The organism is Hydrogenophaga sp. PML113, assembly GCF_001777155.1.
In the GTDB taxonomy this organism is placed as follows: domain Bacteria; phylum Pseudomonadota; class Gammaproteobacteria; order Burkholderiales; family Burkholderiaceae_C; genus Hydrogenophaga; species Hydrogenophaga borbori.
Genome location: NZ_MIYM01000005.1, coordinates 294,335 through 307,608, shown reverse-complemented (window position 1 = coordinate 307,608; position 13,274 = coordinate 294,335). Strand labels below are relative to the sequence as shown.

At 72.1% G+C, this 13,274-nt stretch carries 12 protein-coding genes; 8 read left to right on the top strand and 4 right to left on the bottom strand.

The features are described from left to right. Positions 1-4: 4 nt before the first annotated feature. On the bottom strand, positions 5-769 hold the full coding sequence (locus tag BHU06_RS12375; protein ID WP_070399481.1) for a YdiY family protein: 765 nt from the start codon (positions 767-769) through the stop codon (positions 5-7). A gap of 164 nt (positions 770-933) precedes the next feature. On the opposite strand from BHU06_RS12375, the gene fba reads away from it, so the two are divergent. Next, complete coding sequence (gene fba, locus BHU06_RS12370) at positions 934-1,998, top strand: class II fructose-bisphosphate aldolase (RefSeq protein ID WP_070399480.1); 1,065 nt, start codon at positions 934-936, stop codon at positions 1,996-1,998. 75 nt (positions 1,999-2,073) lie between these two features. Here the strand turns inward: fba and BHU06_RS12365 are convergent, their stop codons facing one another. After that, the gene (locus BHU06_RS12365) at positions 2,074-2,901 is read right to left on the bottom strand and encodes an IclR family transcriptional regulator (RefSeq protein WP_070399479.1); all 828 of its coding nucleotides are present in this window, start codon (positions 2,899-2,901) and stop codon (positions 2,074-2,076) included. 162 nt (positions 2,902-3,063) lie between these two features. On the opposite strand from BHU06_RS12365, the gene BHU06_RS12360 reads away from it, so the two are divergent. From BHU06_RS12360 to BHU06_RS12350, 3 genes are all read left to right on the top strand, one after another. Continuing rightward, complete coding sequence (locus tag BHU06_RS12360) at positions 3,064-4,761, top strand: long-chain fatty acid--CoA ligase (RefSeq protein ID WP_070399478.1); 1,698 nt, start codon at positions 3,064-3,066, stop codon at positions 4,759-4,761. 67 nt (positions 4,762-4,828) lie between these two features. Next, positions 4,829-5,827 carry a tripartite tricarboxylate transporter substrate binding protein gene (locus BHU06_RS12355; RefSeq protein ID WP_070399477.1) on the top strand — a complete coding sequence of 333 codons (999 nt, stop codon included), beginning with the start codon at positions 4,829-4,831 and terminating at the stop codon, positions 5,825-5,827. A 118-nt stretch (positions 5,828-5,945) separates the two neighbouring features. Beyond that, complete coding sequence (locus BHU06_RS12350; protein ID WP_070399476.1) at positions 5,946-6,854, top strand: phosphoribosylaminoimidazolesuccinocarboxamide synthase; 909 nt, start codon at positions 5,946-5,948, stop codon at positions 6,852-6,854. 70 nt (positions 6,855-6,924) lie between these two features. Here the strand turns inward: BHU06_RS12350 and trxA are convergent, their stop codons facing one another. Next, a complete protein-coding gene (gene trxA, locus BHU06_RS12345; RefSeq protein ID WP_070399475.1) occupies positions 6,925-7,833 on the bottom strand; it encodes a thioredoxin in 909 nt (302 codons plus the stop codon). A gap of 77 nt (positions 7,834-7,910) precedes the next feature. Here trxA and purE point away from each other — a divergent pair, with 77 nt between their 5' ends. From purE to BHU06_RS12330, 3 genes are read left to right on the top strand one after another with little or no spacing between them, the layout of a single operon-like run. Next, the gene (purE, locus tag BHU06_RS12340) at positions 7,911-8,405 is read left to right on the top strand and encodes a 5-(carboxyamino)imidazole ribonucleotide mutase (protein WP_070399474.1); all 495 of its coding nucleotides are present in this window, start codon (positions 7,911-7,913) and stop codon (positions 8,403-8,405) included. Next, a complete protein-coding gene (locus BHU06_RS12335) occupies positions 8,402-9,640 on the top strand; it encodes a 5-(carboxyamino)imidazole ribonucleotide synthase (RefSeq protein ID WP_070399473.1) in 1,239 nt (412 codons plus the stop codon). The genes purE and BHU06_RS12335 overlap by 4 nt, the downstream gene beginning before the upstream one ends. A 13-nt stretch (positions 9,641-9,653) precedes the next feature. After that, complete coding sequence (locus BHU06_RS12330) at positions 9,654-10,649, top strand: L-threonylcarbamoyladenylate synthase (protein ID WP_070399560.1); 996 nt, start codon at positions 9,654-9,656, stop codon at positions 10,647-10,649. 257 nt (positions 10,650-10,906) lie between these two features. Here BHU06_RS12330 and dacB read toward each other — a convergent pair whose 3' ends face one another. Then, positions 10,907-12,376 carry a D-alanyl-D-alanine carboxypeptidase/D-alanyl-D-alanine-endopeptidase gene (gene dacB / locus BHU06_RS12325; RefSeq protein ID WP_254668163.1) on the bottom strand — a complete coding sequence of 490 codons (1,470 nt, stop codon included), beginning with the start codon at positions 12,374-12,376 and terminating at the stop codon, positions 10,907-10,909. 61 nt (positions 12,377-12,437) lie between these two features. Between dacB and tsaB the strand changes: the two genes are divergently transcribed. Beyond that, positions 12,438-13,199 carry a tRNA (adenosine(37)-N6)-threonylcarbamoyltransferase complex dimerization subunit type 1 TsaB gene (tsaB, locus tag BHU06_RS12320; protein ID WP_070399472.1) on the top strand — a complete coding sequence of 254 codons (762 nt, stop codon included), beginning with the start codon at positions 12,438-12,440 and terminating at the stop codon, positions 13,197-13,199. The last annotated feature ends 75 nt before the right edge of the window (positions 13,200-13,274 follow it).

The following is a 13,274-nucleotide window of genomic DNA, read 5'->3' as shown; positions in this document are numbered from 1 at the left end:
GCGCTCAGTCGAACCGCATCGACACGCCGGTCACGAACATGGTGTCGGCTTTCTTGAGGTTGGTGCCGGGGTCGCTGTCGTAGCGGTGGTTCAGGCCCGCGGTCAGGTTCACGCGCTGCGTCATCGCCACCGTCAGGCCCAGGTCCAGCACAGCGCGGAACTTGCCCGAATCGCGCAGGTCCGGAAAGACCGAGAACTTCTGGCGGAAGCTGGTGGTGTCGGTGAGCTTGTGGCTGGACTCCTCCGACAGCACCAGCTCCAGGCGGCCGTAGGCCCCCCGCAATTCGTCGGCGATCACGGTGGGCGTGATGTAGCGGTCGTAGCTGTAGCCCAGGCCGCCCGAGATGTCGAAGAAGCCGGAGGCGTCGCTCCAGATGTGGCGGCCCACACCCGTGGCCAGCGAGTAGCGCCTCGAGATGTTCGCCAGCCGGTCGCGCATCAGCTCGCCCGAGCCGAAGCCGAACCAGTCGATGGAGAAGTCGCGGTTGTACTGGGTGCGCAGGCCATAGCGCTCCACGGTGTCCACGCCGTTGCTGCGGGCGCGGTCGGCCTTGGCGTCCCAGGTCCACTTGTCCATGCTGGTCTGGCGCGCGCCCTCGGCGGCCAGGTTCAGGGTCGCGGCGTCGTTGTTGCCGGAGGAGAAGTTGGCGCCCGCGCTCAGCAGGTAGCGCCACTGGCCGTCGGGTTTGAGCGTGACCTGGGCCTGAGTGAGCGCCGGCGCCAGCAGGGCGGCGGACGTCAGCGTCGCGATCAGGGGGCGGCGTGCCATGGCGGTTCCTTTCTTCTGCAAAAGCCTGAACGTGTGGCTTTGCACGCCCACAGTTCCCCATGGGGTTGTGACCATTGGTGACGACACGGCCTGGCAGGACCCGAAAGCTAAAATGGCGGGTTACACCACGGTTACCAACGATTCAACGGATAAAGGGGAATCCCATGGCGCTCGTTTCCATGCGCGAACTGCTCGACCACGCCGCCGCCAACAGCTACGGCATCCCGGCGTTCAACGTGAACAACCTCGAACAGGTGCAGGCCGTGATGGCGGCCGCCGACGAAGTGGGCGCTCCCGTCATCCTTCAGGCCAGCGCCGGCGCACGCAAGTACGCGGGCGAGCCCTTCATCAAGCACCTGATCCAGGCCGCGATCGAGATGTACCCGCACATCCCCCTGGTCATGCACCAGGACCACGGCCAGAGCCCCGACGTCTGCCAGGGCGCCATCAACCTGGGCTTCTCCTCCGTGATGATGGACGGCAGCCTGGAGGCCGATGGCAAGACCATCGCGAGCTACGACTACAACGTGGACGTGACCCGCAAGGTCGTCGACATGGCCCACAAGCTGGGCGTCACCGTCGAAGGCGAGCTGGGCTGCCTGGGCAGCCTGGAGACCATGAAGGGCGACAAGGAAGACGGCCACGGCACCGACGCCACCATGACGCGCGAGCAACTGCTGACCGACCCCGAGCAGGCCGCCGATTTCGTCAAGAAGACCCAGCTCGATGCCCTGGCCATCGCCATCGGCACCAGCCACGGCGCCTACAAGTTCACGCGCAAGCCCACGGGCGACATCCTGGCCATCGAGCGCATCAAGGAAATCCACCGCCGCCTGCCCAACACGCACCTGGTGATGCACGGCTCGTCCAGCGTGCCGCAGGAGCTGCTGGCCCAGATCAACCAGTACGGCGGCAAGATGAAGGAAACCTACGGCGTGCCGGTCGAGGAAATCCAGAAGGCCATCCAGTTCGGCGTGCGCAAGATCAACATTGACACCGACATCCGTCTGGCCATGACCGGCGCGGTGCGCAAGTTCCTGGCCGAGAACCCCGACAAGTTCGACGCCCGCGAATGGCTCAAGCCCGCGCGCGAGGCCGCCAAGCAGGTCTGCAAGCAGCGCTACATCGAATTCGGCTGCGAAGGCCAGGCCGGCAAGATCAAGGGCGACAGCCTGCAGGTGGTGGCCGCCAGGTACGCCAAGGGCGAACTGGCCCAGGTCGTGAACTGATCCCCCAACGCGCCCGAGGCGCTGACGCCACCGCTCGGCCTGGCCGACGGTGGCGTTTTTCTTGGGCGCGGCGGATCAGTCCTCCCAGTCCCCCGCCTGGATCGCCGCCACGATCTCGCGTCCCGTGCGCACCAGCGCCGGCGCGAAGTGCTCGTGCAGCAGCGCGCCCTTCAGGCGCGCGGCCGGCCCGCCCACGGTGAGCGACAAGGGCTCGCGACCATCGCCCAGGTCCACGCCGACGCCGATGGCGGCGATGTCCTGCTCCCACTCCGAGGCCGAGACCACGTAGCCGCGCGCCGCGTGATCGGCCTCGGCGCGGCGCAGGCCGGCCTCCCGTTCGGGCCAGCGCGCCGGGTCCTCGGCCCGCAGCCTTTGCGCCACGAGCGAGCGCATGCCCGGCGCCGAGGCGCACCACATCGCGCGGCCCATGGCCGTCTCGGCAAAGGGCAGGCGCGTGCCCACGTCCAGCCCCAGGATGAGGCGCGCCGTGCTGCGGCAATGCGCCACGTAGACCACCGAGGTGCCGTGCCGCACGCCCAGCGAGATGGCGGCCTGCGTGTCCTCGGCCAGCGTTTCCATGAAGGGCCGCGCCAGGCGCCCGATCTCGAAATTGGAGAGCACGCTGAAGCCCAGCGACAGCACCGCCGGGCTCAGCGCGTACTCGCCGGTGGCGGCGCGGTGGCGCAGATAGCCCAGGCTGGTGAGCGTGAACGTGAGGCGCGACACCGTGGCCTGCGGCAGGCCGCTGCGGCGCGCGAGCGCCTGGTGCGCGAGCCAGCGGTCGGCCGGGCCGAAGCAGCGCAGCAAGGCCAGGCCGCGCGCGAGCGCGGTGACGAAGCGCCGGTCTTGCGAGGGATCGGCCTCGTCGGGTGTGGGCGAAAGGGGGTGGCGCTGGCGTCCCATGGATCGGTGGCTTTCGTCTTATTCCGCTGATCGGAATTTAAGGCCCATCACCCACGAACAGGGGGGCTCGATTTCCCTGAATCGCATTGACGCCCCGGTGGACCGCGCCGCATATTGATCGCACACGGATTGTTTTTCCGATCAGCGGAATATCAAAGCTTCATGCGCCCGCTCGCCGATCACTGGCCGCCCGGTCTGCCGCGCCCGCTCGCGGCGCCGGAGGCCAACGTCTTCCACAACCTGGAGGCCTCGGCCGCGCGCCACCCGCACAAGCCCTTCACCGTCTACTACGACACGCCGCTGAGCTACGGGCGGGCCCTGCGCGAAGCCGAGCGCATCGCCGCCTTCCTGGAGCAGCGCTGCGGCGTGCGGCCCGGCGACCGCGTGCTGCTGTGCCTGCAGAACAGCCCGCAGTGGGCGCTGGCCTTCTACGGCATCCTGCGCGCCAACGCGGTGGTGGTGCCGGTGAACCCCATGAACCGCGTGGCGGAGCTGCGCCACTGCGTGAACGACAGCGGCGCGCGCGTGGCCATCGCCGCGCAGGACCTGCTGCCGCAACTGCGCCCCCTGCTGGCGGACGGCGCCAGCGCCGACGGCACCGGCCTGCAGCACGTCCTCGTCGCCACCTACAGCGACCACCTGCGCGAGCCCACCGAACTGCGCGTGCCCGACTTCGTGCGCGCGCCGCGCGAGCCGCTGGGCGACCATCCCGCCCTCGCCGCCTGGGCCGACGCGCTGGCGGCCGGGCTCACGCCGGGCCCGCTCACCGCCGGCCCCGACGATCTCTGCGCCATGCCCTACACCTCGGGCACCACCGGCCTGCCCAAGGGCTGCATGCACACCCACCGCAGCGTGATGGCCACGCTGGTGGGCGGCGTGCGCTGGTTCGGCACCACGCCCGACGCGGTCTGCCTCGCGGTGCTGCCCTTCTTCCACGTCACCGGCCTGTCGGGCAGCCTCAACGGGCCGCTGTACGCGGGCGCCACGCTGGTGGTGCTCTCGCGCTGGGACCGCGAGGCCGCCGCGCACTGCATGCAGCGCTACGGCGTCACGGTGTGGCAGGCCATCGCCACCATGGTGATCGATTTCCTTGCCCAGCCGGACCTGGAGCGCGTCGACCTCTCCCGCCTGGGCTGCGTGCGCGGCGGCGGCGCGGCCATGCCCGACGCCCTGGCCGCACGGCTCAAGGCCCTCACCGGCCGCGACTACATCGAGGGCTACGGCATGACGGAGGCCATGGGCGCCACCCACATCAACCCGCCGCACCGGCCCAAGCCGCAGTGCCTGGGCCTGCCGGTGTTCGAGGTGGACGCCCGCGTGATCGACCCCGAGACCGGGGCCGAGCGGCCCGTGGGCGAGACCGGCGAAATCGTGCTGCGCGGCCCGCAGGTGATGCAGGGCTACTGGCGCCAGCCGCAGGCCACGGCGCAGGCCTTCATCGAGATCGGCGGCCAGCGCTTCCTGCGCACCGGCGACCTGGGTCACGTCGACGAAGAGGGCTACTTCTTCATGACCGACCGCCTCAAACGCATGATCAACGCCAGTGGCTACAAGGTCTGGCCCGCCGAGGTGGAGGCGCTGATGTACCACCACCCCGCCATCCAGGAGGCCTGCGTGATCGCCGCGCGCGATGCGCGGCGCGGCGAGACGGTCAAGGCTCTGGTGGTGCTGCGCCCCGGACAGCGCGGCCGCGTGAGCGAGCAGGACCTGATCGACTGGGCGCGCGGCCGCATGGCCGCCTACAAGAGCCCGCGCATCGTCGAATTCGTGGCCTCGCTGCCCCGCTCGGGCAGCGGCAAGGTGATGTGGCGCGAACTGCAGGAGCAGCAGGCCGCGCGCGACGCCGCCGCGCCCCCGTGATCCCCCGCGCCGTGCGCTGCGCGGCACCCATCGCCATCCGGCAAACCACCCGCAAGGAGACAAGACGATGACCCGCCCGACAGAACACGCCCCGACCCTGCGCCGCCGCAGCCTGCTGCTGGCCGGCGTGGCCGCCAGCGCCGGCGCCGCCCCCTGGGTCGCGGCCCAGGCGCAGGCCTACCCCAGCCGTCCCATCACGCTCATCATTCCCTGGCCGGCCGGCGGCTCCACCGACCGCCACCTGCGCACCCTGGCCGAACTCGCCAGCAAGCACCTGGGCCAGGCCATCACCGTGGAGAACCGCCCCGGCGCCGGCGGCACCCTGGGCCCCAGCACCATGGCGCAGACCGCCAAGCCCGACGGCTACACCATCGCCCAGTTCCCGCTGGGCCTGCTGCGCATGCCGCACATGCAGAAAACCAGCTGGGACCCGCTGAACGACTTCACCTACATCATCGGCGTCTCGGGCTACACCTTCGGCCTCACCGTCAAGGCCGACTCGCCCTACAAAACTTTCAAGGACTACATCGAGGCCGCGCGCCAGCGCCCGGGCGAGATCAACTACGGCTCCACCGGCACCGGCAGCAGCCCGCACCTGCTGATGGAAGAGCTGGCCGGCAACGCCAAGGTCAAGCTGGTGCACGTGCCCTTCAAGGGCAACGCCGACCTGCAGGCCGCCCTGCTCGGCGGCCACGTGATGGCCCAGAGCGACGCCAGCGGCTGGGACAAGTACGTCGACGCCGGCCAGATGCGCCTGCTCGTCACCTTCGGCGAGCAGCGCACCCAGCGATGGCCCGAGGTGCCCACCGCGCAGGAGCTGGGCTACGGCGTGGTGTCCACCTCGCCCTACGGCCTGGCCGGCCCCAAGGGCATGGACCCGGCCGTGGTCAAGGCCTTGCACGACGCCTTCAAGAAGGCCATGGACGAGCCAAAGCACATGGAGGTGCTGGCCCAGCTCAACCAGGCCGTGTGGTACCGCAGCGGCGAGGACTACAAGAAGTGGGCCGGCGAGACCTTCGCCAAGGACAAGGCCCTGATCGAGCGCCTCGGACTGGCCGCCAAGTGAGGGCCCGGGTGGGGCATTGCCCCGGCGGTCGCGCCAACTTGCGATAATCCGGCCGAACTGCGCAAGGCCCGTTGAGCGTTCAACGGGCCTTTTTCTTGCCTTCGACTCCTACCGCGCCATGACCTCCGCCCTGCACACCTCCAACCTCACGTCGCTGCCGCTGCTCGCGCGCGGCAAGGTGCGCGACAACTACGCCGTTGGCGACGACCGCATCCTCATGGTGGCGTCCGACCGCATCAGCGCCTTCGACGTGATCATGGGCGAACCCATTCCCGGCAAGGGGGAACTGCTCACCCGGCTGTCGCTGTTCTGGTTCGACCGCCTGGGCCCCAAGGGCCTCAACATCTGCCCCATCCACCTCACGGGCGAAGACCCCGAAAGCGTGGTCACGCCGGCCGAGCGGGCGCAGGTGGTGGGCCGGTCCATGCTGGTGCAGCGCCTCAAGCCCATTCCGGTGGAAGCGGTGGTGCGCGGCTACCTGGCCGGCAGCGGCTGGAAGGAGTACCAGGAGAGCCGCTCGGTCTGCGGCGTGCCGCTGCCCGAGGGCCTGCGCAACGCCTCCCAGCTGCCCGAACCCATCTACACGCCGGCAGCCAAGGCCGCCATGGGCGAGCACGACGAGAACATCACCTACGAGCGCACGGTGGAGATGGTGGGCGCCGAGGTCGCGGCGCAGATCCGCGACATCGCCATCCGGCTCTACCGGGCAGCCGCCGCCATCGCGCTCGAAAAGGGCATCATCATCGCGGACACCAAGTTCGAGTTCGGCCTGGACGCCGCCGGCCGCGTGGTGCTGATGGACGAGGTGCTGACGCCCGACAGCTCGCGCTACTGGCCGGCCGAGAGCTACGCCGTGGGCAGCAACCCGCCCAGCTACGACAAGCAGTACCTGCGCGACTGGCTCGAAGGCGCCAAGGTCAACGGCAAGCCCTGGGACAAGACCGCGCCCGCGCCGCGCCTGCCGCGCGAGGTGATCGAGAAAACCGCCGAGAAGTACCGCGAGGCGCTCACGCGCCTCGTCGGCTGAGGCTTCGCCGCCGGCCTGGCCGCGGCCTGCGAGGCGCGGCCCGCGCCGCGGCGCCGCGTGAGCGCCCGCTTCAGCTCAGCACGACGGACGACAGGCGCCGCCGGTAGCTCGCCACCGTCGGGTCCTCCGGCGGCACCTGGCCCTCGGCCACCTTGGGTTTGGGCGGCTCGATGACGTCGAGCACCGCGATGTAGGTCTTGCGCGCGAGCTCGTCGTTCCAGGACTTGTCGCGCATCAGGATCTCCAGCAGCTCGTCCATCGCGGCCGTCCACTGGCCGTAGGCCATCAGCAGCTGCGCGCGGGCGAAGCGCGCGTCGAAGTCGCGCTTGTTGGCGGCGATGGCGGTGTCCAGCGCGGCCATGCGGGCCTCGGGCTCGGCCACCTCGGCCTGCGCGTCGCGCGCGTCCATCCAGCGCTTGAGCGAGTCGAGCCGGCGCACACCCGCGGCCTTGGCGATGACGGGCGCGAAGGCCACCTTGGCCTCGTCGTCCTCGCCCAGCTCCAGCAGCAGCTTCACCAGGTCGAAGCGCGCGTCGTCGTTCTCCGGGTCGGCCTGCACGGCCTGGCGCAGGCGCTCCAGCGCGGTCTCGGTGTCGCCGTCGGCCAGCGCCTCCTGCGCGGCGGCTTCCTCGACCTCGGCCACGAGCTCGCCCTCGCCGGGCACGTGCTTGTCGAGGAAGGCGCGCACCTGGCCTTCGGGCAGCGCGCCCATGAAACCGTCGACCGGCTGGCCGTTCATGAGCAGCACGCAGGTGGGGATGCTGCGGATGCCGAAGGCCGCGGCGAGCTGCTGCTCCTGGTCGGAATCGACCTTCACCAGCTTGAAGCGGCCGCCGTATTCGGTTTCGAGCTTTTCCAGGATGGGGCCGATGACCTTGCAGGGCCCGCACCACGGGGCCCAGAAGTCCACCAGCACGGGGGTCTGCATCGAGGCCTCGATGACCTCGGCTTCGAAGTTGGCGATGGTGACGTCGATCATGGCTGCGCTCGGGTAATTGGGGGCAAAACGTAAAATCGCGACTTTACCGGAGGCCCCGCGGGCCGAAAGCCGATTCCATGAACCCCATCCCCGTGGGCGTGGTCATGGGTTCCAGCAGCGACTGGGACACCATGCAGCACGCCGTGCAGATCCTCCAGCAGTTCGGTGTCGCGCACGAGGCGCGGGTGGTCTCGGCCCACCGCATGCCCGACGACATGTTCGCCTACGCCGAGGCCGCCGCGGCGCGCGGCCTCAAGGCCATCATCGCGGGCGCGGGCGGCGCCGCCCACCTGCCCGGCATGCTGGCCGCCAAGACCGTGGTGCCCGTGCTGGGCGTGCCCGTGGCGAGCAAGCACCTCAGTGGGGTCGATTCGCTGCACAGCATCGTGCAGATGCCCAAGGGCGTGCCCGTGGCCACCTTCGCCATCGGCCCCGCCGGCGCGGCCAACGCGGCCCTGTTCGCGGTGGCCATGCTGGCCGGCGAAGACCCGGTCCTGCGACAGAAACTGCAGGCCTTCCGCGCCGAACAGACCGAGGCCGCGCGGGCCATGACCCTGCCTCCCCACGCATGACCGCAACGCCCCCCCTGCTTCCCGGCGCCACCGACGCCTCGGGCCGCCCCACCACGCTGGGCGTGATGGGCGGCGGCCAGCTCGGCCGCATGTTCGTGCAGGCCGCGCAGGCCATGGGCTTCAGCACCGCCGTGCTCGACCCCGACGCCGACAGCCCGGCCGGCCTCATCAGCCACCACCACATCCGCTGCGCCTACGACGACCCGAAGGGACTGGCACAGCTGGCCCAGTGCAGCGACGCCATCACCACCGAGTTCGAGAACGTGCCCGCGCCCGCGCTGGCGTCGCTGGCGGCGCTGCGGCCGGTGGCGCCCGGCGCGGCCAGCGTGGCCATCGCCCAGGACCGGGCGGCCGAGAAGGCGCATTTCGAGCGCTGCGCGGCCGACAACGACGGCGTGCGGCCCGCGCCCCACGCCAGCATCGACACCCCCGAACAGCTCGCCGCCGTGGCGGCCGAGCTGCTGCCCGGCATCCTGAAGACCGCGCGCCTGGGCTACGACGGCAAGGGCCAGGCCCGCGTGAAGGACCGCGCCGAACTCGCCGCCGCCTGGGACCGCCTGGGCCGCGTGCCCTGCGTGCTGGAGCGGCTCATGCCGCTGCGCGCCGAATGCTCGGTCATCGTGGCGCGTGGCGCCGACGACCAGTGCGTCAGCTTCCCGGTGCAGAAGAACACCCACCGCGACGGCATCCTCGCCGTCACCGAGGTCTACGAGGGCGCGATCGACCCCGCCCTGGCGCGGCGCGCTCAGGCCGCCACCATGGCCATCGCGCGCCAGCTCGGCTACGTGGGGGTGCTCTGCGTGGAGTACTTCCTGGTCGACGACGGCCGCGGCGGCCTGGACCTGGTGGTCAACGAAATGGCGCCGCGCCCGCACAACAGCGGCCACTACACGCAGAACGCCTGCGACGTCTCGCAGTTCGAGGCGCAGGTGCGCGCGGTCGCCGGCCTGCCGCTGCGCGCGCCGGTGCAGCACAGCCCGGCCATCATGCTCAACCTGCTGGGCGACCTGTGGTTCGCCCCGAACGCGCGGCACGCGCGGGCCAGCGACACGCCCGTCACGCCCCCCTGGGACGAGGTGCTGGCCCTGCCCGGCACGCACCTGCACCTGTACGGCAAGGCCAGCGCCCGCCCGGGCCGCAAGATGGGCCACCTCAACATCACCGGCCCCACGGTGGCCGCGGTGCGCGGCACCGCCGCGAAAGCGCTGGCCCTGCTGGGCCTGCCGCCGCTCTAGGCCCGCCATGCCGCTGCTGCTCGACGCGTCGCGCCCCGAGGCCATCGAACAGGGCGCGCGGCGCCTGGCCGACGGCGGCCTGGTGGGCCTGCCCACCGAGACCGTCTACGGCCTGGCCGCCGACGCCGACAACGCCAGCGCGGTGCGGCGCATCTTCGAGGCCAAGGGCCGCCCAGCCGACCACCCGCTGATCGTGCACGTCGCGGCCGATGCGCCACGCGCCGCCATCGACCACTACGCGCGCGAGGTGCCGGCCTTCGCCGAGCGCCTGATCGCCGCGCTCTGGCCCGGCCCGCTCACGCTGATCCTGCCACGCCGCGCCGAGGTGGCCGCCGTGGCCGCCGGCGGGCAGGACTCGGTCGGCCTGCGCTGCCCCTCGCACCCCGTGGCCCAGGCCGTGCTGCGCGCCGCCGCCGCGCATGGCGTGCACGGCGTGGCCGCGCCCAGCGCCAACCGCTTCGGCCGCGTCAGCCCCACCAGCGCCGCGCACGTGATGGAGGAGTTCGCCGCGCTGGCCGATGACGCGCTGCTGGTGCTCGACGGCGGCGCCTGCCCCGTGGGCATCGAATCGACCATCGTGGACTGCACGCGCGGCCACCCGGTGCTGCTGCGCCCCGGCGTGCTCACGCAGGCGCGGCTGGAGGCCATCGCCGGCCAGCCGCTGCGCGCGCGCGACGGGGCCGCGCCGCGCGCCTCGGGCACGCTGGAATCGCACTACGCGCCGCGCGCCAAGGTGCGGCTGATGGACGCCAGGCAGCTGCGCGCGGCCTTCCAGGTGCTGGGCGAGGACGCCCGGCACATCGCCCTGTACGCGCGCAGCCCGATCGAGGCCGCGCGCGGCGCGCCGCGCCGGCGCATGCCCGACGACGCCGAAGCCGCCGCGCGCGAGCTGTTCGCCGTGCTGCGCGAACTCGACGCCACCGGCGTGCGCCTGATCTGGGTGGAAACGCCACCCGACGGCCCCGAGTGGGACGGCGTGCGCGACCGCTTGAGCCGCGCGGCGGCCTGATATCGAACGACCGGCGTTCGATCTGTCGCTTGTCAAAAGGTCTGGGTAGGGCAGGGCTTCGTGCCTCTGCTTCTTCTTGGGCCGACGGTGTGGCCAGCCAAGACAAGCAACGGACCGCCCCCCGCTCGGTGATGGGTTGGCATCTGCCCCAATTCAGGGGGATCGGAATGCCTGGTGGTGCACTTGGGTGCAGGTGGGACGGGTGGTGGCGAGAAGCCAACCGTCAGCGCAAGATCTTGGAGGGGAAAAACGCCCAGTCAGTCCGCCAGCCGGGCGGTCCACTCCACCAGCGCCTCCAGCGCCGGGCGCGCCGCCGGCGCGTTGGGGTGGTTCACAAAGGCCACCACCACGTAGCGCACGCCATTGGCCGCGTTCACATAGCCGGCCACGCCGGTGACGTCGCGCAGCGTGCCGGTCTTGAGCCAGGCGTGGCCGTAGACCGGACTGCGCTCATCCGCGGCGTAGCGGCGCGCCGTGCCGGTCACGCCCGCCAGCGAGAGCGTGCCGACGAAGGCGTCGGCCTGCGGATGGCGCGCCGCGTGGCGCAGCAGCAGGGCCAGGGCCTCGGGCGTGATGCGCTCGTCGCGCGACAGGCCCGAGCCGTTCTGGATGACGGGCGCCGGCACGCGCTCGCCGAAGGTGCGGCGCCACCAGTTGCCCAGCACCGTGCGCGCCTGCTCGAAGCCGCTGCGCTTCCAGGGCAGCGGCCCGCTGCCGGGCAGCGCCGTGGCCTGCGGCGCCAGTTGGCCCAGCGTGAGGAACACCTGCTGGGCCATCACGTTGTTGCTCCACTGGTTCACGTCGGTGAGGATGTCGGTCAGCGGCAGCGAGGGCGCGTCGAGCAGCAGCTTGGCGTCCAGCGGCGTGAGGCCGGCGCGCACCTGGCCCGTGAGCAGGCCGCCGCTGGCGCGCCACAGGCCCTCCATCGCGCGCGCCGCGAAGCTGGCCGGGTCCTGGTAGGCCACGGGCCATTTCTGCTCGCCGCAGCGCAGGGGGTAGCGGCCCTGGAAGGCGATGCGGCCGGGGTCGTCGAAGCGCGCGCGCAGCCCGCCGCGCCAGTCGCCGCAGGCGCCGTTGGACAGGGGCACGCTGGCGTCGATGGCCAGGCCCGCCAGCGGCGGCTCGCTGACCACGCGCGCCACGCCCGCCGCGGCGTCGGGCATGAAACCCAGCACCACCGACTTGAAGTTCACCAGCAGCGCGTCGGGCCCGGCGTTGTAGGGGCGCAGGGCCTCGCCATCGAAAGCGCCGGGGTCGTAGGGCGGCAGGTCGAAAGCGCTGCTGTCGAGCACCATGTCGCCGAGGATGAGCTGCACACCCTGCGCCTGCAGGGCGGCGAAGGCCTCCTGGATGCGCTCGAGCACGAACTTGGGGTCGCCGCCGCCGCGCACGTAGAGGTTGCCGCGCAGCGCACCGGCCTCCAGCGGGCCGTCGGTGTAGAAGCGCGTGCTCCAGGTGTAGCCGGGGCCCAGCAGGTCGAAAGCGGCGTAGCTGGTCACCAGCTTCATCACCGAGGCCGGGTTGACCGGCATCCCCGACTGGTGGCGCACCCGCGCCTCATGGCCGTCCAGCGGCACCACCACGGCGGCGAAGGCGGTGGCGGGCACCTCGGCCCGTGCCAGCGCCGCCGCCACCGGTGGCGGCAGCGCCTCGCGCGAAGGCCCCTGGGCGCAGGCCGGCAGGGCGATGGCCAGCGCCAACAGCAGGGACGACAGGAATCGGTTCACGCGGGGGATTATCGGCCGGGCCCCGGCAGGTCCCTCCAGGCCGGTGGCCGATAATCCCCCGATGCCTGCCGCCCCGTGTTTCCTGGCCATCGAGACCAGCACCGACACCCTCTCGCTGGCCCTGGGCACCGGGCGGGCCGGCGAGGCCGTGCACCGCTTCCAGGGCCCCGGCGGCGCCCAGGCCTCCACCGAACTGCTGCCCCAGGTGCGGCGCCTGCTGGCCGAGGCCGGCCGGTCGCTGGACGAACTGGACGCCATCGCCTTCGGGCGCGGCCCCGGCTCGTTCACCGGCCTGCGCACCGCCTGCGCCGTGGCCCAGGGCCTGGCCTACGGCACGCGCGGGCCGCGCCACCCCCAGGGCCTGCCCGTCCTGCCCATCGACACCCTGCTGGCCCTGGCCGAGCAGGCCCGCGCCGACGACGCGGCCGAGGGCCACACGGCGCCCGCCCACATCGTGGCCCTGCTCGACGCGCGCATGGACGAGCTCTACCTGGCGGCCTACGCACTCGACGGCGAATCGCTGCGCGCCCTCGCCCCGCCCCGGCTGTGCGCGCCCGCCGACCTCGCGGGCTGGCTGCACGACCAGGGCCTGGCCGACGGCACCCGCACCCTGCTCGCGGGCAACGCCTTCGCGGCCTACGCCGACGCCCTGCGCGACGCGCCCGGCCGCCGCCGCGCGGCCCTGCCCACGGCCGACGCCTTGCTGCGCCTGGCCCCGGCGCTGATGGCCCGGGGCGCCGCGGTCGGCGCCGCCGAGGCCCTGCCGCTGTACGTGCGCGACAAGGTCGCGCGCACCACGGCCGAACGCGAGGCCGGGACATGAGGCACCCCCGCGCCGGGCTTTGCCCGTCAGCCCCTCCAGGGGGCGATGCCAGCGGCCCGGCAAAGCCGGTGCCGC

What these genes read in the sequence shown, in the direction of transcription:
- BHU06_RS12375 (WP_070399481.1), bottom strand. Translation starts at nt 769, where the DNA reads ATGGCACGCCGCCCCCTGATCGCGACGCTGACGTCCGCCGCCCTGCTG.
- fba (WP_070399480.1), top strand. Translation starts at nt 934, where the DNA reads ATGGCGCTCGTTTCCATGCGCGAACTGCTCGACCACGCCGCCGCCAAC.
- BHU06_RS12365 (WP_070399479.1), bottom strand. Translation starts at nt 2,901, where the DNA reads ATGGGACGCCAGCGCCACCCCCTTTCGCCCACACCCGACGAGGCCGAT.
- BHU06_RS12360 (WP_070399478.1), top strand. Translation starts at nt 3,064, where the DNA reads ATGCGCCCGCTCGCCGATCACTGGCCGCCCGGTCTGCCGCGCCCGCTC.
- BHU06_RS12355 (WP_070399477.1), top strand. Translation starts at nt 4,829, where the DNA reads ATGACCCGCCCGACAGAACACGCCCCGACCCTGCGCCGCCGCAGCCTG.
- BHU06_RS12350 (WP_070399476.1), top strand. Translation starts at nt 5,946, where the DNA reads ATGACCTCCGCCCTGCACACCTCCAACCTCACGTCGCTGCCGCTGCTC.
- trxA (WP_070399475.1), bottom strand. Translation starts at nt 7,833, where the DNA reads ATGATCGACGTCACCATCGCCAACTTCGAAGCCGAGGTCATCGAGGCC.
- purE (WP_070399474.1), top strand. Translation starts at nt 7,911, where the DNA reads ATGAACCCCATCCCCGTGGGCGTGGTCATGGGTTCCAGCAGCGACTGG.
- BHU06_RS12335 (WP_070399473.1), top strand. Translation starts at nt 8,402, where the DNA reads ATGACCGCAACGCCCCCCCTGCTTCCCGGCGCCACCGACGCCTCGGGC.
- tsaB (WP_070399472.1), top strand. Translation starts at nt 12,438, where the DNA reads ATGCCTGCCGCCCCGTGTTTCCTGGCCATCGAGACCAGCACCGACACC.